The following is an 18,121-nucleotide window of genomic DNA, read 5'->3' as shown; positions in this document are numbered from 1 at the left end:
GACGATGACTCCTGTGGACAACGGCAACGCCTGGTCGCGCTTTGCCGGCGCGTTTCCCGCACTGCTGCTGGCGCAGTTCGCGCTGGTGGCATGCGCGGTATTCAACGGCGTTGCCGATGCCGCCTGGGACGGCAGCCAGCGTTGGGCCATCGCCGGCATTGCACTCGCGCAGGCAGGGCTGGTGCTGCTGCGCGTGGTGCCGATCCTGCTGCTCTTGTCGCTGCCGTTGTTGCTCTTGCAGCGGGAGCGCATGCGCATCGTGGCATTGGCTGTGCTGTGGTCGCTGTTCGTGCTGGTGCAGGCCGGGCTCAATCAATACTTCCAGGTGGCGCACGTGCCGCTGGGTGCGGATCTGTTCGGCTACAGCATGGCGGAAATCCACACCACCTTGTCGGGCGACACGCCGCTCGACCCGCGCAGCGTGCTGGCCTACGTATTGCCGTTGCTGGTGCTGTGGATTGGCTTGTATGTATGCGCACGCCGATGGCCGACCGGCTCCATCCGCTGGACGACCTTGCTGTTGCTGATCGGCCTGCTGATGTGGCTGCCGTCGCTGCCGACCGGCGCGCACGTGTTGAAAGACGATGCAGCGCGCGATCTGGCCAGCAACAAGCTGGCATGGTTCTGCGGCGACGTCTGGCGCTGGTCGCACAACGACAGCGTTGCCGCGCCCGCATCCGGCAAGGCCGCAACCGCTGCCGCCAGCGATGACGAGCCGCCGCTGGATGCGCAGTTTCCGTTCCTGCATCCGGAGCAGACGCCGGACACGCTGGGCCCATATTTCTCTCCCACTTCCGACGGACGTCCGCCCAATGTGGTGATGATCGTGGTGGAAGGCCTGGGGCGCTCGTTCTCCGGTCCGCAGGCATCGTTGGGCAGCTTCACGCCGTTCCTCGACGAGCTGGCGACGCACAGCCTGTACTTCGACAACTTCCTGTCCAACCAGGGGCGCACCTTCGGCGTCCTGCCCAGCCTTTTCAACTCCGCACCGTTCGCCAAAGAAGGCTTCACTTCGCTGGGCGAGCACATGCCTTCCAGCCCGGGGTTGTTCAATCTGTTGCAGAAACAGGGCTACCACACCGCGTTCTACAACGGCACCGACACCACCTTCGACAACGAACGCGCCTTCATGCAACTGCAAGGCGTGCAGCACCTGGTGGACATGAAGAGCTTCGGCCCCGGCTACCAGCGCAACCCCTTCAGCGACTGGGGCTATCCGGACAAGGAGCTGGTCGCGCGCGTGCTGGCCGACAGTCCGTCATTGCAAACGCCGTTCCTGCTGGCGATGCAGACCATCACCATGCACACCGCCTACAAGTTCCCAGGGCAGGATGCGTATGTGGCGAAGTTCGAACAGCGCCTGCGCGACCTGCACGTACCCGAAGACCAGCTCGCGGCCTACCGCGCCAACGCCGACATCTACAGCGCCATCCTCTACACCGACGATCAGCTGCGCCACTATTTCGATACGGTGGCCAAGCTGCCCTGGTATGCCAACACCATTTTCGTCATCACCGGCGACCATCGCTTGCCGGAGATTCCGATGGGCGAGCACATCGACCGCTACCACGTGCCGCTGATCGTCTTCTCGCCGCTGCTCAAGCAGCCCAGGCACTTCCGCGCCGTGTCCTCGCAACTGGATGTCACGCCTTCGCTGCTGGCGCTGCTGTCTCACGACTACGGCCTGCAACGCCCAGCACAAACGCCGTGGCTGGGCACCGGCCTGGATGTGGACGACAGCTTCCGCAACACCCATCAATGGCCCTTGCAGCAAACCAAGACCAGCACGCCGGACTATCTCGCCGGCCGCTGGTGGCTGCACAACGGGCAATTGTTCGAGCTGCAGGACGGCATGCACCTTGCGCCGGCCGACGATGCCTCGGCGCTGGCATGGGTCACGCACCGCTTTCAGCGCTACGAGCAGGCCAACGCTATCTTCATGCAGAAACTGGCGCTGGCGCCTGACGGCGACCAGCCCAAACTGGTCGCCTATCGGGAGCTCGCGCAGAAAGCGCAGCTGGCAAACGATGTGCCTGCCATGCACGGCGTGTCGACTGAATCGGCCGACGTAACCGCGGTCGCGCAGGGCGTGCAACTCACCGCCATTTTCAGCAACGGCGATGCGCAGCAGAGCAGCACCTTCGTGCCGCTGGCCGTGCTCACTGCCGAAGACGGTCGCGAGTTGCAGGAAGTCTCAGGCAGCGCCTTGCAGCTTCCCCCGAACGGACAGCAACAGGTGCAACTCACGTTGCAGCGTCCCGAGGCATGCAGCCATCGCTGCTACGTATCGGTATTTCCATCCGATCCACAAACCGGCAAGGCGATGGGCCTGGGGCGATACCACATCCAGGTGGATGCCAACGTCGCAACCGGAACCGCTCCATGATCCGACTTTCCCGTTTGTGCCTGCTGCTGATGCTATGTGCCTTGCCGATCAGCGCGATGGGGCAGGTGAGCCGCGCCATCTGGACCTGGGAAGCCGACTCCTACGCCATGGTGAAAGATCCGGCCGTGGCGCAAGACGCGGTGGCCTACCTGCAAGCGCAGCACTTCGATACCGTGTACCTCTACGCCGATGCGTATCAGGGACACAACCTGATCGTCGAGCAGCCGAAGTTGTATCGCGCCTTCATTGAGCGCCTGCACCGGCAGCACTTCAAGGTGTACGCGCTGCTGGGTTCAGCCTACCTGCACACCGAAAACTACGTGCTGCCCGCCTATCGCAAACAGGCCGAGGACATGTTCCGCCGCGTGGTGCAATACAACGCTGCTTCGCCGGTAGCCGCGCGCTTCGACGGTGCGAACCTGGATATCGAGCCGCACATCCTGGGCGAATGGAACGACAACACCCGCGAACGCCTGCTGGCCGATTTCATGGACATGGGCGAGGCGATCATGAAGATCAAGCACGACTACCACGCCACCCTGGCAGTTGGCCCCGCCATTCCGTTCTGGCTGGACGGCATCGACGTGGACTGGAAAGGCGTAAAACGCCCAGCCAGCGAACGCATCATCGACCTGTTCGATTACGTCGCCCTGATGGATTACCGGCACAAGGCCCAAGGCAGCGACAGCATCCTCTCTCACGCGGCCAGCGAGATCGCCTATGCCGATCGCGTCAACAAGAAAGTGGTGATCGGCCTGGAGGTGTCACCGGGCGATCTGGAGAAGATCACCTTCGACAAGGTCGGGCCGAAGGTACTGGAGCAAGCCATGGCTACGGTGGAGCAAGCGTTGCAGAACGATCCGTCGTTCGCCGGGTTCGCGATCCATCACTACCGCACGTATCGGAATTGGATCGAGCGGAACAAGGACTGAGTCTGAGATCACTTCCACGTTCTCTAGCTCGTCATCCCAGCGAAGGCTGGGATCCAGAGACTTCGGTGCGGCAAAGTCGCTGGATCCCAGCCTTCGCTGGGATGACGGTGAGTCTCTTTGAAGGTCTCGATCAACCTGGAAGTGACGCTGATTTTGTTCGGGAACACTCAAGCAAAAACGTAGGGAAATCTCAGAGCTTGAGTGCAGGGTTGGCGAATTTCCTCAGCCAACATCGCAAATAAAGTAGCTGCTGGGCCCATCATGCCCAGGCAGTGCGATCTCCGCATCGAAGCGAAACCCCAGCTTTTCCAGCACCCGATGGGAAGCGGTATTTTCCGGCGAGGCAATCGCCACGATGCGCCCGATCTTCAACTGCTGCCGCGCCCGCTCCAGTACCGCGGCGCCGGCTTCGCTGGCATAGCCGTGGCCGTGGTGGCGTTGCAGAAAGGCGTAGCCGAGATCCGGGTAATCCAGCGTATCGCGGCGGATCAGTCCGCTCATGCCGATCACTTCGCCGGTCTGCTTCAGGCTCACGCGCAACAGGCCGTGCCCGTGCTTGGCATACATCGCCAACGGGCCGTCGCGCAGGTAGGCCTCGGCGCCCGCGATATCGCGCACACCCTTGTCGGCGATATTCCGGATGAAATCGGGTTCGTTCAGCAGCTCGAGAATGAAGCCGGCGTCGTCGAGTGATGCGTAGTCGATGCGAAGCCGCTGGGTTTCGAAAGGGCACATGTGTTTCGGGGTCCACGCGTTGGGTTGCGCCGGTACATTACCGCACGCTTGGCATCGGGGAAGCTTCTTTCGCGCGACGTCCTGTTATTGGGCAGGGGCAGGAGCAAGCCGCCTGGGCTCACTCGGTATCGAACCGCCGACTGCTTGCCAGCACCGCCCCGGAATACTGCGCGCAATCCGTTACTTCATCGCCCACAAAATCGGGCGGCACGTAACTCGCGGCCTCGCTCTCTGACCTAAAGTCCATTTCAAAAATGGCGACGGCATCCGCGCCCGGATAAACATCGATGCTACCGCCCGCCACGCCATAGCGACGCTTGCAGACCCGCGAACCCAGTAATGCCGCAAGCGAGAGATATTCCCGTTCCGAGAGATAGATATTGGTGATCGGATTCGCCAACGAATCACCGCGCCCATATTTCTTGCACAGCTTGTAAACAACCGCGCCAGACAAATCGGTCATCTTGCGCAAGCGAAGAAGCGTGCCTTCGATATAGAGATCTTCCACCGTTCGATAAGGCAGGTCTTCAAGCCGCCCAAGATATTCCGACGGCACCAGCCACCGGCGCTCAATCTCGACAAGGGAATATTTCGGCTGATCCACGAGGCTCTCGGCGAAGTCGGAAGATGCGCACACATGTCGTACTAGTCCCATATACACGAGTGTGCGTGACTTGATAGCGTCACACGGTCATCGGCGCATTTCGCGAATCGGGAACGCCGATGACCCAAGCAGCAATGCCTGGAAAAGCGCGGATCGTGAGAGTTACCGCTCCCACGACCCGCTAAGTCAAACCAACTGAACAGAGTTGATCATGACCTACACAAATCATACGGCACCTCCACGCCGATGGGTTCCGAAAGACCCAAAATCTAAACTCACCTCATCCGTCGACGATGCGCGCCTCGCCGAGCGCGCCGAGCGGGAGCGACGGCAAAGCTACGCGTCTCAACAGGCCGGCACCGCGCTTGCCGTGGCGGTGATCGAGGGTCTGCTCAAGGCTCACCGCATCTCCAAGCACGCAGGCGACACCGGCAAACGAACACATCTTTTGCCGCTCAACCCGGTGCAACAGATCGGCCTGGAGACCGCCGTCGACCTCCTGCATCACCACGTCGACATGCTCAGCCACGAGGGGGGTGGATAAACCGAGCGTGTCCGTGTGATGGGGTCATTGGGCGCATGGCGTCGGAAACGATGCGCCGTTTTCGGCACGCTGTTGTGAGAGCGGCGTGCCGGTTTTTTGAGAGTGGGTTACCTGGCTGGGATCTAGTCGTTATCCGTGTCGATCGTTGGCTTGGGGATGCCGGGGTCTGCCAACTTCAATACGCCCGGTGTTGTCGACCTTTGCGAGCGTTCTTCCAGTCGAGGGCGAGTTTCATGATAGCCGCACGAATGTCCCGGTTGCTTTGCGTCGAGGCCAGGGCTTCGAGGATCTTGACCATAGGAATCTCCCGACTTCACAGGACAGGCGGGTTGAAGACGCCTGGACGTATGGCAGGCGCCTAGGCGGGTTGCAGGCGGAAGCCGTCGTCAGCGAAAGGTTTTTTAGGGACTCCGTGGCGGGCTCATCGGGCAGCGCTTGGCTATATTGGATCAGCTGGCTCGCGGATGAATACGCTTCAATGCATCGCCCAATTCCTGGCGAGCACTTTCCAAGTCGTAGTTCGTTTGAAGATTGATCCGGCTCTGCGCATCGGTTCCAAAGTAGCGCGCCAGGCGTAGCGCCGTGTCGGCAGTGATGCCGCGCTTTCCGTTGGCGATGTCGTTGACACGGGCGGGAGTGACGCCGAGTGCGCGGGCCAGCGCATTCGCAGACAGGCCAAGGGGCCGCATGTATTCCTCGCGCAGTATTTCGCCGGGATGCGCGGGTGGTAGCAGCTTCTTGGGCATGCTGGCTTTCCTGTCTTGATGCTGTGTGTCTTTGCCGATCGTTGGCTATGCCGTATATCGATACACGATATGGGCCAAGTAAGCTAACGCCGTTTCGCATTTAGCCAGATTTTCTGCATGTCGCGTAGGTAGGTTGCTCCATCGTCATTAAGAAGCAAAATGACCGAGTCAGTCCATAGAACAAATTTCGCCAGAAAAAAAGCCACCGGTTTTCACCGGTGGCTTCTTCATTCAACCACTACTCAATACCTAAACCATCAATTGGTCTTGCCCCCAAACCGCCAGTCGGCCTGCAGCATGATCTCGCGGCCGTACGGGTTGTAGTTCTCGCTGTTGTAGTAGGGGAAGTTGCCGTACCAGCCGGCGTCCTGCGGCGGCATCTTGTTCATGATGTTGTTGATCATCACGGACAATTCCAGGCCCTTCATCTGGCGCGGGGTGTAGCTCAGGCTCCAGTTCCAGGTGATCCAGGGCGATACGCGTGCCGCGTTGGGCGTGCCGTTGCCGTATTGGATCGCGTTGTAGTTCGGCGACGGTCCGTAGCGGTGCCAGTAGGCGGTGCTGGTCCAGGCGCTGTCGGGCGAGGTCCAGGTCAGCGAGCCGGTGACGATGCTCTTGAATTCGTAGCTGTACAACGGATCGGCGAGCATGTTGATCGGCGCGCTACCGGGGTAGATCTGGTAGGCATGCTTGAGCATGTTGTTGTAGTCGATCTGCGCCTGGAACGAACCCACCGGGGTGGGTTGGAACGCGTACTTGGCTTCGGCGGTAACGGAGTTGGTGGTCTCGCTGGAGATGTTGACGTAATACTCCGTGAGGCCGGTCACCTGATTGGTAAAGGGATCGCGCTGAACCTGGCCGTTTTGTCCGTTCGTGCCGACGGTGGATTTACACAGGGTCGAGCTCATCGGCAGCGAGCCCAGCAGGCATTGTGCGTCCTGCTGCATCAGCTCGTTGGTATCCTGCAACGCCACTTCGTTGTGGATGGCAATGTGCAGGTAATCCACGCTCAGGCTGGCGCCCGTAAACGGTGCCCACACGAAGCCGCCGGTCCAACTGCTGCTCGTGGTCGGCTTCAGCTGCTTGTTGGATAGTTCCGTGGTGAGAATGTAGTCCGTGTAGTTCTGCGTGCAGTTCTTGCCGCCGGCCTGGGTGTCGCACAGGTAGTAGTCGATCACGTTCGGGTTGTAGAGCCCCGTCGGTCCCAGGTAGAGCGAAGAGAGATCGGGTGCCAGGAACGAGGTGGCGTAGTTGCCGCGCAACAGCAAGGTGTCGATCGGGCGGTATTCCAGGCCGATGCGATAAGTGAAGCTGTGGTTGCTTGCACCGGGCACGGTGTAATAGTCGTAGCGAGCCGAGGTATCCAAGGTCAGCTGCTTGAGCAACGGCAGGTTGAACTCGAATGCCGAATCGTAGTGGTCGCGCTGGCCGCCGCCTGAGTTGGAGACCAGGCCGTAGGCGCCGCCGGAGGCGATAGCCGCATTGGCCGGTTCGTACCAAGCTGAGTTGCCGCCTTCGGCAATCCACGCCACGCCGGCGCTTCCGCCGGGCAAGTTAAACAGCTCGCTATTGCTGAGCGTCACGCGGGTGTTGTTGACCCAGGTATTCGACTCGCCGCCAAAGTTCTGGATCATGCCCTTGAACTGCTGGGGCGTGATGGGCGTAAACAACTGGTTCCAGTTGGCGTTGTACATGGGCAACCCAGTGTTGCCATCCTGTCCAGTCGACTGCCCGAGAATATTGTTCCAGTAAGCGGTGCCACCTGCGGTGGTGAAATACGGGTTGCTGGTCAGCGTGTGATCGCCGGAGCGCAGGTAATACACATCCCAGTCCCAGCCGCTGTCGCCGAAGGTGCCGTTGGCGCCGATATCGGCCTGATACATCAGGTCGTCCTGGGTGTCCAACCAGGGCGTCATGCCGCCGGTTTCTTCCGGTGCGAAGCTGCGGGTCGGTGCGATCTGATCGCCTGCCTCGTCTTCGACCAGGCCGCTGTTTGCCAGAACGCCGAATCTTGGCGGACCCCCGGCCCAGGCCTGCTGCTGCCAGTCGACCAGGATGTCGCTGTAAAGGCGAACGTTGTCGCTGAGGTTGTAGCGCAGCTTCAACATGCCGTCGTAGCTGCGGCTCTGGTTCTGCAGCGTCACGCCTTCGGCATCGACATAAGGCGAGCCACAACCGTAGCCCGTACGGCCCTTCACCGTATACGGGCCGGTGGTGCCGTGGTAAAGCCCGCCAATCGGGCTGCAACCGTTGGGAGGGTCGATATAGCCGACCTCTGCCCCGTTAACGTAGATGGGCAAAAACGCCACGCCCAGCGGATTGGGATTGGCCTTGGTCAGAGGAGGCTGCGAAGCCCACATCGGCGAGGCGTTGTCGAACTCCAGCGAACCCAGCACGTTGAGCTTGCCGTAGTCGTGGCCGAACGACACGGCGATGCGCTGGTTGGCGCCGCCGCCGTTGTGATAGTTGCCGGTGCGCACCAGCACTTCCGCGCCATCCATGTGCTGCTTGGTGACGATGTTCACCACGCCGGCAATGGCGCTCGAGCCGTAGATGGACGAACCGCCGCCGGGAATGACGTCGATGTGATCGATCATCGAAACCGGGATGTTGGACAGGTTGTTGAAGTTGCTCGTTCCGTTATAGAGCTGGCCGAACTGCGTGATGGGCTTGCCGTCGATCAGCGTCAGCGTGTACTCGGGGTTGAGGCCGTACAGGCTGATGGTCTGCGCACCCTGGGCAAAACCGCCGCTGTTCTGCGGGCCGGATGCCGGTGTGCCGGTGGCGAACACGGAGTTCTGCAGCACTTCCTGCACGCTGTTGAAGCCGCGCGCCTGGATCTGCTGCGAGGTGATGGTGTAAACCGGGGTGGCCGTCTGAATCTGCGCATCGTTGATCAGCGAGCCGCTGACCACGATGGTGTCCAGCCGCGTAGCCTTCTTGCTGGAGGTGCTACTGGATGACGAACTGCCGTTGGATGCCTGATCCTGAGTCGAGGCGGACTGACTCTGCGAGGGCGAGGACTGCGATGCGGATGCCGTTTGTGCGCTGACTGCGCTACTTCCCAGTAAAGCCGCTCCGATAGCAACCGCTATCATTGTCTTCATCATGTGTAGCTCCCCTTGGTTCAGCGCGGCAGGCCGCGCTCGTTTCTCTAGTTGAAAGTCACGGGCGATCCCGTGGGTGCTTTGGCACCACAGACTAAGACGCAAAGGGAATTGGCTTCCCTACCTTTAGGAAGCTGTGACTAATGTCACTTGAGCCTGTCGGGCTCTCGCGCTGTTTTGGAAAAAAAAGCGGAAATTTCGCGGCAAGCGCGGTTTTCCCGCTTGCAGTGCGCCATCTCGGATAGGCCAAAAGTCATCCCCGGGGAAGGGCTCGTATCCACCACGACGGTCCCAGCAAAAAGGGACCGCGCGAGCGGTCCCTTTTTGCCTACACGTGCTTGTCTTGTATCAGGGCAACAACTGCACCGTGGCGCCATAGGCGTCCGACGCATAACGCGAGAACTGATCGCGCCAGGAGAGATTGTTGGTGCCCAGCCAGCAGCCGCGGCCGTCCACCCAACCGGTGAGTGCGTTGTCCTTCGAGGAAATCTTGCGGTTGTAGCATTCGCCGAAGGTGTCTTTGTAGCGATAGTCCTGGCTGCTGTAGGTATCGGTGGTTCCGTTGAACTGCTGGGTAGCGGTATAGAGAACGGTGTTGTTGCCTTTGAACGTGTTGTCCAGCGAGGCCGATGTCGGCATGCCGAAGCCGGGCTGCAGGAATACCGACTGCCGGAAGCCTTGTTCCTTCACGTCGCTGTATTGCTGGAACGTGCCGTCGGTTTGCTGGAAAAAGCCCAGGTCGAGCTTGAGCGGATAGCTGCGATGCTCGTGCAGCACCACCTCGTTCCAGCGGCCGTTGGAGCGCGTCGTGGTCGAGTCCACCGTCGTGTTCTGCACGATGTTCTCGCCTTCGCTGTTGGCCGGCAGGCTGTAGTCCTGCGAATTGGAGAAATCGACGGTCTGGTCCACTTCGGTTTTCACCGCGCCGTGCGAGGTGTTTACCACGCCGGCAATGGTGAAGCTGCGTTTGGAGGTGACGGTGATATTTCCGCCGGTCACGTTGTTGTTGGCGTCCGTGGTCAGGTTTTCCACGACCTTGGGCGTAGGCGCGGCACTCAGGGTGTTGGTAAGGAGCGATCCGGTGACCTGCTTCGAGCCGTGATCGAGATACAGCAACAGGTTGCCCGCCACGCTGAAATAGCCGTTTGCATTGAACACGCTCATCGATACCGTGTGCGTTTTGCCGTCGTCGAGCATGCCGGCAAACGGAGTGAGGTCGACGCGATACGGCACGAAAGACAGCGTCTGTACGCCGGGCGTGGGCTCCCACAGCCAGGGGTTGCCGGTGCCGCCGGTGTAGATCCACGGGTAGACCGGGGCGACGCCGGCCGGCTGGCCGTCGATGCTGATTTCGGTTTCGCGGAACGCCGTATTGTTGCAGCCGAAGAAGCTCAGGCTGCCCTGGTCGTTCGGATTGCAGGAGTACCAGATTTCATCGTTGCTCTGGCTTTGCGCGTAGACATCCAGATAGGCGCGCTCGATATTTCTGGGCAATGCCGTATAGGTGGCCGTGTATTGGTCGGTGGTCGTGTTCAAGGCAAACGTGCCGTTCGCCTGATTGGCATTCATCGAAAGCACGACATCCGGACGCGGCTGCAAATGGTCGTGACCACGATCGTGATCGCGGCGGTGCGCTACCGGGTAGAAATACAGGCTGGCCGAACCGCTGAGCTTGCCGTCGAACTGGCCCTCCACGTAATTGACGAAGTCGGAGTGGCCGGACTGCGCCGTCGTGAACACGGAGCTGTAGTCGGTTACATCCCGATCGATGTGCCAGGTGGTCGCATTGGGCGGCGCAACGCTGGGTTCTTGCGTGGTGCCGAAATAGAGAATGGCGCCGCCAAGCCAGATGGAGCCGGTGCGGTCGTACTGGTTGGTGCCGAGCATGCTCATGTCGATGCTGAGCACCACTTTCTGCCACGGGCCGGGGCAGGCGGCGGGCGGCGTGTAGTTGATCGGCGTAGGGCCGCTGGGGTTGTCGAACGACTGGTTGGTGTAGAGCGGAACCACGCACGGTGTCGTCGGCGGCGCCGGTATGGTCGGATCGGCAACGGCCACATTGTGCGAGCCGATCGTCAAGGATTGTGCCAAGGCAGTCGAGCAACTCCCGGCGGCCAGAACGGCCAGGATGCACTGCACGAGGGGAAGTTTCAGAGTTCTTGCGGAGTACAAATGGGTGGGCACGGCACTACCTCCCTTTCACAGGTGTCATTTAAACAGGCATCATTTAAATCGATTAAACCCCTAAGCTTTTATGTAGTATCACGGAGCCGCGCGTCCCACAATCTGCATTGCAGCGAATCGTGACAAAAGTGGACGAAATGATTGAGCGGCGCGGATGCCTCGCGCTGCGGCGATAGTGCGCGGCACCTGCGCAAGCGCTCGCTTCACGGCGGATGCCCTACATTCCCGCACCCGGTAAGGATAAATAAGCCATGCATCATTCCCGTCTTTGCGCCGTGCTCATCGATTGCAACACGCCGGATATCGATCAGGCCGCCAACTTTTGGGCCGAAGCGTTGGGCCGGCCGGTGGATGCGGATCATCCCGGTACGCGCGGCAACTACCGCATGCTGGCGACGCCGGAAGACGAACCCATCGTGCAAATTCAGCGTGTTTCGCACGAGAGCAGGGTTCACTTGGACATTGAAACCGATAACATTCCCGCCGAAGTGGCTCGGCTGGAGAAGCTGGGTGCCCAGGTGGTCGATCGCCTCGAGCGCTGGGTGGTGATGCAGGCATCCTCCGGACAGCGCTTCTGCGTGGTGCGCATACAGCGGCCGGGGTTTCCCAAAAATGCAAACCGGTGGGACTGATGCCAATCCATTTGCCATACAACGAGTAAAATCTTTCCGATTATTAAAAAGCGAGTCGCCTGATTAACCGCAAGGCGAAGCGCAAACCCAACATCCAGGGAGTTCTCATGTTTGATCACGTCGTATTCGGAGTCAGCGATTATGCAGCGAGCAAGACATTCTTCCTGAAGTCGCTCGAGCCGCTCGGCATGGTGATCGTGCAGGAAGGGGAGAAAGGTATCGAGCTCAGCGCGGACGGCAAGGTGTCACTGTGCCTGTACCAGACCGAGGAGAAGCCGGCGCGTCTTCACCTGGCGTTCGTGGCCGAGAATCGCCAGCAGGTCGACGCCTTCCATCGCGCGGCGCTGGAGGTAGGCGCGAGCGACAACGGCGGTCCCGGTCTTCGCCCGCATTATCATGCGAATTATTACGCTGCTTTCGTCATCGGTCCGGATGGGCACAACGTGGAAGTGGTGTGTCACAAGCCGGAAGGCTGATCGTTCCACCGGATCGATATCCACGAGCGGGACGCATGGGTGAACAGATGATCAAGCAATGCGACGGTGGCAAGTAGCCGACTTTTCATGTTTCGAAGCGCCGCAGAAGCCATTGGATGCTGGATAGCCCCGATACCGATCGTCGGTGTCGGGGTCGTCGAGTCGATCCTCTATACCCGGTTCAATGCCATCGCCATCCTGTTGCTTTTGTTGATCGTCTACATTTCTGCGCTCGGCTTTACCCTGGTGTTTGGCTATCCGCTTTATCGGCTATTGGCGCGACTGAACGCATTTCGCTGGTGGACGAGCGTTCTGTCGGGATTTGCGATCGGCGCTGCAGCAAGCGCGCTCATCGGCCATCACCCGACGCTTCTGTCAAAAGAAGTGCTGATTAACGCATCGGCCGCGGCAGCGTCCGGCCTGCTGTTCTGGCTGATCCAACAGGGAAGGTGGCGCGAAAACGTGTCGGCCTGATGCTGGACAGGCAGGCGCGCCGGCTAACTGCCCTCAGGGCAGCCCGGTCGAGGCGGTTTGTGAAAAACCCGGTGTCAGGGTCCTTCCAAGATGATCGGATGGGTATCGCTCGCCGGGAACATTCGCGAGAATGTGCGCGCTCTTCGGTGAAGCCTGATGCGGAGCAGGGCTGGCCCGTGGAGCGCTTTCCATGTAGAAAAAGCTCTCCGCCCCCAGAGAAAAACAAGCAGCTGCATGATCCAGGTGAACCGCAACGCGAGCTACGGGCGATTTGCGTCCCATGAATGAGCCCCGCCCGGACTCCCGTCGCACGGTTATCGCCTCCGTTGGCCTGATCCTCGTGCTTACGCTGGCGGCCCTTTCTGCGCCACGCTTTACCTTCGTCGGGGTAAAAGCCAAGGCTATTGCGCCGAAGCAGACAACCATGCCCATCGTGCGGGTGTGGCTGAGCACGGCGGACCGCCGGCTGAAGCTGCAACAGCAGCCCGACGTCGTCATGACCGCCCGCGATTCATTGCCGGCCGATATCGTGATCGACCTGCAGAAGCGTTTTCAGACCATGGTGGGTTTCGGTGCGGCGATGACCGACTCGTCGGCGTGGTTGATCCAGAACAAGCTGAACTTCTTTCAGCGCAGGGCCCTGTTGCGCGAGCTGTACGGGCCTCCGCCCGATCTCGGCCTCAACATGATGCGCTTGACCATCGGTGCATCGGATTTCTCGTTGAAGCCGTACACCCTGGACGATGTTCCCTTCGGCCAGACCGACGAGCAGTTGCAGCATTTCAACGTCACGCCCGCCTTGCACGATGTGATCCCGACGGTGCGCCAGGTGCTTTCCATCGATCCGGGGTTGCGCATCATCGCATCGCCGTGGAGCGCGCCGGCATGGATGAAGACCAGCGAAAACCTGATCGGCGGAGAACTGCTGCCGCAATACGAAAGCACGTATGCGGACTACCTGGTGAAGTACCTCGATGCGTACCAGGGCTATGGCATTCCCATCTTCGCCTTGACCCTGCAGAACGAGCCCGGCTTCGTACCCATCACCTATCCCGGCATGGAAATGCCGGCGGACACGCGGGCGCGCATCGTTGCGCAATATCTCGGCCCGAAGCTGGCAAGCCGCGCGCAAAAGACGCAGATCCTGGAATGGGATCACAACTGGAACCAACCCGAGCAGCCGTTGAGCGTGCTGGCAAACCCCGATGCCGCACGCTATATCGACGGCGTCGCCTGGCATTGCTATGACGGCAGCCAGTATGCGCAAGGCCGCGTCCATCGCGCGTTTCCGCAAAAGGATGCCTATATCACCGAGTGCTCCGGGGGCGATTGGGCGTCGGCGGCAAACGGCGAGCTGCTTTGGTTTACGCGGGAGCTGCTGGTAACCGGCATCAGGCAGTGGGCGCGCGGCGTGCTGTACTGGAACCTGGTGCTCGACGAGCAGCACGGCCCGCATTTCGGCGGCTGCGCGGCCTGCAAGGGCGTGGTCACCATCGACTCGAAGACCGGCGCCATCAGCCGCAACGACGAATACTACGCCTTCGCTCACTTCAGCCGATTCGTGCTGCCGGGCGCCGTTCGGGTGGAATCCACCAAGGACGACGTCAATACCGGACTTGCCAACGTGGCGTTCCAGAATGCTACCGACGGTTCGATCGTACTGGTGGTGGTCAACAGCAATGTGACCGAGCGCCCTGTGACCGTCGAAGAGGGCAAGACGCGTTTCCAATACACCATGCCGCGGGAAAGCGTGGCGACTTTCGTGTGGAATCCGGACCAGGCCAACGCGTGGATGCAAAGCGTTATCGACTGGTGGAAGCGACATCGGTAAAGCGTTCGAGGCGGGATCGGGATCTGATGTTTCCCAACGCTTTTTTGCTTGAACATTCCTGCAAAAAAAAGCGGCGTCACTTCCAAGTTGATTAAGACCTTAAAGGAATCTCACCAGCATCCCGGCGAAAGCCGGGATCCAGCGTCTTTGCCGTATCGAAGTCACTGGATCCCCGCTTTCGCTGGGATGACGAGCGAAAAAAAGCGGGAGCCGCCAGGATTGGGTCGCTTCACGGATTGGCCGACAACACCCATTCGACGGACACCACCTCAGACAACGCGCACGCCACGCGGATTGTTCTCCGCCTGCTTCCAGAACGAATCGTTTTCGAACCGGCGGAACAGGTCCGGCGGCAGCACGCTCTCGCGCGGCTCATGCGCCACCCGGCGCTTGATGTCGTGCAGGCCCGGCGTGCCGGTGCGCAGATCGAACTCGCGCGCGTCGTATTCCACGTTGTCGAAGTCGTGCTTGAACGTGGGCTCGCCGATGAATGCGTAGATGGCGGCCAGGGTCAACCCGGGTTCCTTCACCAGCGAGTCGTATTGCACCAGCATCAGGCGATCGGCCTCGGGGCCGTAGAAGGCTTCTTTCAAGGCGTCGTAGGCATAGCCGACCATGCCGTCGGAGCCGGCCAGGCCGTTGGCGCGCGTATACACGGTGCCGCCGGGGTTGTAGTTGAAGATCGAGGATGGACTGAACGCGTTCTTGCGGACCAGGCGCTCGACGCTGTCGATGATCCATTGCACGTCGCGCACACAGGCGATCACCTTGCTGTTCGGCATCAAGGTCTTGATCGCCGGAAGGCGCGTGGTCCAGGAGCGGTTGGTGTCGAAGATCACCTCGGCATCCGTCTCCGGGCCGTAGTAATTGTCGAACAGGCCGTGCAGCAGGCGCTTGCGTTGTTCGTCGCTGATAAACACCGCCATCTCGTTGCGATGGCTCATTTCCGCCAGCATGGTGCTGAACAGGCCGCCCATCGGGCCGCTCATGCCGGCGTGAAAACGCGGGTTCTGCTTGAGCAGCGCTGCGAGCAGGGTCGAGCCCGAACGGGGCAGCCCCGAGATGAAGTGAATCGTGCGCGACATGGTTTTCCCCGGTGGCCAGGCCGCCATCATCGCAATCCGGCGCGGGTTGATCCAGCGCCATCGGCGTCGCCTCGGAAGGCCCCGGCGGAAGGCCTTGTGGCGCCCGCCGGAGCTGGCAGCTCCGAGGCAGCCCGGAGCGTGCTCGACCGTGTGCAGCGTCGATCAGGTATCCGCGAGTACCCGAGAATCGGCTGGCACTGCATCGCGCGGCCGCTTGGCATTTGGCGCCTTGCCCATGGACTTCGCGGTCGTCGCTTTCCACGGGGGCAGCGAAAGCCAGGCCTCGATGACCTGCTCGGGTGTGATGGCGTCGATGCGCCCCTGCGCAGACAGGGCACGCACAGCGCGCACCGTATCCGGCAAACGGCTGCGCGGCAGCCAATGGCTGGGCGATACGGCTCCGAACATCACCACCAGCGGACACCCCATCGCGGCCGCCAGATGCGCCGGGCCGGTATCGACGGAAATCATGCTGTGCGCACGGGTCGCCAGCACTTTCAGGCGCGACAACGGCAATTCGTTGGCGACCACTTCGACGTGCGGCTGCTTCATCAACCTTTGCATGCTTTCGAGATAAGCGTGTTCCGACGGCGATCCGCAAAGCAGAATGCGCGCGCCCGGCAGACGTGCACGGATCGCCGCGACCAGTGCCGTCCAATGCTGCGTGGGCCACGATTTATCGTCGTCGTGCATCTTGCGCGACGTGCGCCAGCGTTGCGTGCGCCGGTTGGGTGCTTGCAGCAGCACCAAGGGACGATCGGCAAATCCGCGCCTTGCCAGCCACTCGTCGCATGCTGCGCGTTCTTCACGGCTGATGGAAAAACCTGGCACGGCGCTGGTGGAATGCGCAGCGTTGATGGTGCCATCATCGAATGCCGGCGGCGTGGTGTCGGCCAGTCGCAGCAGATGTTCGATCCAGTGCTCATCGTGTGCCAGCGGAACATCGTCCAGAAACACGCAATGCGTGTCGGGAATGCCGGCCAGCTTCAACAAAAAGCGTATGCGCTGCACCGAACGCGGACGCGTCTCGCATACATACACCGCGCACGGTGTTTTCATGCCGCGCAACGCAAGCACCGCCTGCCATTGCGTGGGGCTGATCGGAAAGGGTTGGTGATGCGAGCCGATCGCGATCACGTCCGACACATCGGATTGGCCGCGATACAGTTCACCCGCGCCGCCACCCGCAGCAAGCAGATGGCATGGCTTGCCGTAACGCACGTGCAGGCGCCGCAGCAGCGGCTGCAACAACAGCATGTCGCCGAGGCGGCCGAATCGAACGACCAGCGGGCAAGGCTTTGTCGACATGAACGGTCCTCAGGTCGCAGCCCGGATAAAATGGGCAGGAGATGAGTGATGCACGAAGGCATAGTTGCATCCGCAAGCGTACAGCCTGACTGTTGCGCGGTGATGTCACCGTGAGCGATATCAAAGCGATGCCACGAGAAAGTTGGATGCGTGTTGGGTACGTGCGCTCATTTCATGCAGGTGCGCCGTACGGCCAACCTTATAAACGGGCGGTCTGTTTCCGGAGGTTTGGCGGACCATCGGTAGTTGTGTGCGCCATTTCTCGAATACGTCGGTGCATCCCCGACAGCGGTTCGCTTTCACGACAAATTCACGAGACGATGCAGTAGCTTTCACGCACCGCAAAGGGGCTGGGAGCAGGGAATGCGTGTTCGTCCGGGAATGGCGACGGTTGCGGCAATAGCAATGGCAATGACCGTGTACGGATGCGTGGGGTCGGCTCTGGCCAGCGATGCCCCCGTCAAACTTCCCATTCCCACCCAACAAGCGGATCGGTTCCGTTGCGATGCGCATGCCTGCACGATGCCGTCGCAAGGCCAATACCCGTATGTGGTCATTGGTCTGTACCAGGCCACCGCATCTGCTGAGCAAAGCGAACAACTCTTCAAGGATATGCGGGTGCAGCGGCGTTGGGCCTCGCTGCCCGATGACCCTGCCGCCTTTTACGCCGCGTTGCAACCCGTGAGCATCGCATTGCCGAACGGCAAAGCTCTGGCGCTGCTGATGGCGCAGGAGGAGTTTGCGGTTGCCAAACCGCAAGCAGGAGACCTGGTGCGCTATTCCGCGCATTTCGGCACGCACGAACTACCGCCAGACGACCCGAAGGCGCGCGCCTATTGGTCGGTTGACGGTTGCGTGGCGGTCATCTGCCGCGCGCAGGACAAGGCCTGTTTTGGCCGTTATGTACAGGGTGTTTTCCGTCGCCCGGATGGCATGGCCATCTCGCCGCAAACCTTCAAGCCATTGTCCAACGGCACGGTGATCGACGTCGAATCGCTATTGCCCAAGCACACATCGAAAGCTTCTCTCTAAAAAACGTTTCATTGCTTCGCACGTTGTGGTTGTCCCGTGTTCTTT

Annotated in this window: 16 protein-coding genes; 8 read left to right on the top strand and 8 right to left on the bottom strand. The window is 60.7% G+C overall.

Annotated features, from left to right (window positions below):
• Positions 1-4: 4 nt before the first annotated feature.
• Both ISS99_RS08100 and ISS99_RS08095 read left to right on the top strand, forming a co-directional pair.
• A complete protein-coding gene (locus ISS99_RS08100) occupies positions 5-2,386 on the top strand; it encodes an LTA synthase family protein (protein WP_204631108.1) in 2,382 nt (793 codons plus the stop codon).
• Positions 2,383-3,318 carry a hypothetical protein gene (locus ISS99_RS08095; protein WP_204631107.1) on the top strand — a complete coding sequence of 312 codons (936 nt, stop codon included), beginning with the start codon at positions 2,383-2,385 and terminating at the stop codon, positions 3,316-3,318. Before ISS99_RS08100 ends, ISS99_RS08095 begins: the two co-directional genes overlap by 4 nt.
• 222 nt (positions 3,319-3,540) lie before the next feature.
• Here the strand turns inward: ISS99_RS08095 and ISS99_RS08090 are convergent, their stop codons facing one another.
• Entirely contained in the window at positions 3,541-4,053 is a 513-nt protein-coding gene (locus ISS99_RS08090; protein ID WP_204631106.1) for a GNAT family N-acetyltransferase, read from the bottom strand.
• Between the two features lie 118 nt (positions 4,054-4,171).
• The gene (locus ISS99_RS08085) at positions 4,172-4,657 is read right to left on the bottom strand and encodes a CYTH domain-containing protein (RefSeq protein ID WP_204631105.1); all 486 of its coding nucleotides are present in this window, start codon (positions 4,655-4,657) and stop codon (positions 4,172-4,174) included.
• Positions 4,658-4,868: 211 nt separating this feature from the next.
• Between ISS99_RS08085 and ISS99_RS08080 the strand changes: the two genes are divergently transcribed.
• On the top strand, positions 4,869-5,201 hold the full coding sequence (locus tag ISS99_RS08080; RefSeq protein ID WP_204631104.1) for a hypothetical protein: 333 nt from the start codon (positions 4,869-4,871) through the stop codon (positions 5,199-5,201).
• A 175-nt stretch (positions 5,202-5,376) separates the two neighbouring features.
• Here ISS99_RS08080 and ISS99_RS23505 read toward each other — a convergent pair whose 3' ends face one another.
• The 4 genes from ISS99_RS23505 to ISS99_RS08065 all read right to left on the bottom strand — a co-directional run bounded on the left by ISS99_RS23505 (position 5,377) and on the right by ISS99_RS08065 (position 11,145).
• Positions 5,377-5,499, bottom strand: a complete 123-nt coding sequence (locus ISS99_RS23505; RefSeq protein WP_275578128.1) for a hypothetical protein — start codon at positions 5,497-5,499, stop codon at positions 5,377-5,379.
• Positions 5,500-5,650: 151 nt separating this feature from the next.
• On the bottom strand, positions 5,651-5,947 hold the full coding sequence (locus ISS99_RS08075; protein ID WP_204631103.1) for a HigA family addiction module antitoxin: 297 nt from the start codon (positions 5,945-5,947) through the stop codon (positions 5,651-5,653).
• A 257-nt stretch (positions 5,948-6,204) separates the two neighbouring features.
• Positions 6,205-9,057: a TonB-dependent receptor domain-containing protein gene (locus ISS99_RS08070; RefSeq protein WP_204631102.1), complete on the bottom strand. Its 2,853-nt coding sequence runs from the start codon at positions 9,055-9,057 to the stop codon at positions 6,205-6,207.
• Between the two features lie 345 nt (positions 9,058-9,402).
• Positions 9,403-11,145, bottom strand: coding sequence for a peptide-N4-asparagine amidase (locus tag ISS99_RS08065; RefSeq protein ID WP_204631101.1), 1,743 nt, complete (start codon positions 11,143-11,145; stop codon positions 9,403-9,405).
• Positions 11,146-11,489: 344 nt separating this feature from the next.
• Between ISS99_RS08065 and ISS99_RS08060 the strand changes: the two genes are divergently transcribed.
• From ISS99_RS08060 to ISS99_RS08045, 4 genes are all read left to right on the top strand, one after another.
• On the top strand, positions 11,490-11,870 hold the full coding sequence (locus tag ISS99_RS08060) for a VOC family protein (protein ID WP_204631100.1): 381 nt from the start codon (positions 11,490-11,492) through the stop codon (positions 11,868-11,870).
• A 107-nt stretch (positions 11,871-11,977) separates the two neighbouring features.
• On the top strand, positions 11,978-12,346 hold the full coding sequence (locus ISS99_RS08055; protein ID WP_204631099.1) for a VOC family protein: 369 nt from the start codon (positions 11,978-11,980) through the stop codon (positions 12,344-12,346).
• A gap of 87 nt (positions 12,347-12,433) precedes the next feature.
• Positions 12,434-12,820, top strand: a complete 387-nt coding sequence (locus tag ISS99_RS08050; protein ID WP_204631098.1) for a hypothetical protein — start codon at positions 12,434-12,436, stop codon at positions 12,818-12,820.
• Between the two features lie 280 nt (positions 12,821-13,100).
• The gene (locus ISS99_RS08045; protein ID WP_204631097.1) at positions 13,101-14,651 is read left to right on the top strand and encodes a glycoside hydrolase family 30 protein; all 1,551 of its coding nucleotides are present in this window, start codon (positions 13,101-13,103) and stop codon (positions 14,649-14,651) included.
• Positions 14,652-14,920: 269 nt separating this feature from the next.
• Here the strand turns inward: ISS99_RS08045 and ISS99_RS08040 are convergent, their stop codons facing one another.
• Together ISS99_RS08040 and ISS99_RS08035 are read right to left on the bottom strand one after the other, a co-directional pair.
• Positions 14,921-15,736: a sulfotransferase family protein gene (locus ISS99_RS08040; protein ID WP_204631096.1), complete on the bottom strand. Its 816-nt coding sequence runs from the start codon at positions 15,734-15,736 to the stop codon at positions 14,921-14,923.
• Positions 15,737-15,898: 162 nt separating this feature from the next.
• The gene (locus ISS99_RS08035) at positions 15,899-17,044 is read right to left on the bottom strand and encodes a glycosyltransferase family 9 protein (protein WP_204631095.1); all 1,146 of its coding nucleotides are present in this window, start codon (positions 17,042-17,044) and stop codon (positions 15,899-15,901) included.
• A 246-nt stretch (positions 17,045-17,290) separates the two neighbouring features.
• Between ISS99_RS08035 and ISS99_RS08030 the strand changes: the two genes are divergently transcribed.
• Positions 17,291-18,076 carry a hypothetical protein gene (locus tag ISS99_RS08030; RefSeq protein ID WP_204631094.1) on the top strand — a complete coding sequence of 262 codons (786 nt, stop codon included), beginning with the start codon at positions 17,291-17,293 and terminating at the stop codon, positions 18,074-18,076.
• The last annotated feature ends 45 nt before the right edge of the window (positions 18,077-18,121 follow it).

Source organism: Dyella mobilis, assembly GCF_016904945.1.
GTDB lineage: Bacteria > Pseudomonadota > Gammaproteobacteria > Xanthomonadales > Rhodanobacteraceae > Dyella_B > Dyella_B mobilis.
The sequence above is the reverse complement of the archived record's forward strand: the minus strand, read 5'-3'. Positions and strand labels throughout refer to the sequence as shown.

Excerpts from the sequence above, each read along its gene's own strand:
- ISS99_RS08100 (WP_204631108.1), top strand. The coding sequence starts at position 5 with ATGACTCCTGTGGACAACGGCAACGCCTGGTCGCGCTTTGCCGGCGCG.
- ISS99_RS08095 (WP_204631107.1), top strand. The coding sequence starts at position 2,383 with ATGATCCGACTTTCCCGTTTGTGCCTGCTGCTGATGCTATGTGCCTTG.
- ISS99_RS08090 (WP_204631106.1), bottom strand. The coding sequence starts at position 4,053 with ATGTGCCCTTTCGAAACCCAGCGGCTTCGCATCGACTACGCATCACTC.
- ISS99_RS08080 (WP_204631104.1), top strand. The coding sequence starts at position 4,869 with ATGACCTACACAAATCATACGGCACCTCCACGCCGATGGGTTCCGAAA.
- ISS99_RS23505 (WP_275578128.1), bottom strand. The coding sequence starts at position 5,499 with ATGGTCAAGATCCTCGAAGCCCTGGCCTCGACGCAAAGCAACCGGGAC.
- ISS99_RS08075 (WP_204631103.1), bottom strand. The coding sequence starts at position 5,947 with ATGCCCAAGAAGCTGCTACCACCCGCGCATCCCGGCGAAATACTGCGC.
- ISS99_RS08070 (WP_204631102.1), bottom strand. The coding sequence starts at position 9,057 with ATGATGAAGACAATGATAGCGGTTGCTATCGGAGCGGCTTTACTGGGA.
- ISS99_RS08060 (WP_204631100.1), top strand. The coding sequence starts at position 11,490 with ATGCATCATTCCCGTCTTTGCGCCGTGCTCATCGATTGCAACACGCCG.
- ISS99_RS08055 (WP_204631099.1), top strand. The coding sequence starts at position 11,978 with ATGTTTGATCACGTCGTATTCGGAGTCAGCGATTATGCAGCGAGCAAG.
- ISS99_RS08050 (WP_204631098.1), top strand. The coding sequence starts at position 12,434 with ATGTTTCGAAGCGCCGCAGAAGCCATTGGATGCTGGATAGCCCCGATA.
- ISS99_RS08045 (WP_204631097.1), top strand. The coding sequence starts at position 13,101 with ATGAATGAGCCCCGCCCGGACTCCCGTCGCACGGTTATCGCCTCCGTT.
- ISS99_RS08040 (WP_204631096.1), bottom strand. The coding sequence starts at position 15,736 with ATGTCGCGCACGATTCACTTCATCTCGGGGCTGCCCCGTTCGGGCTCG.
- ISS99_RS08035 (WP_204631095.1), bottom strand. The coding sequence starts at position 17,044 with ATGTCGACAAAGCCTTGCCCGCTGGTCGTTCGATTCGGCCGCCTCGGC.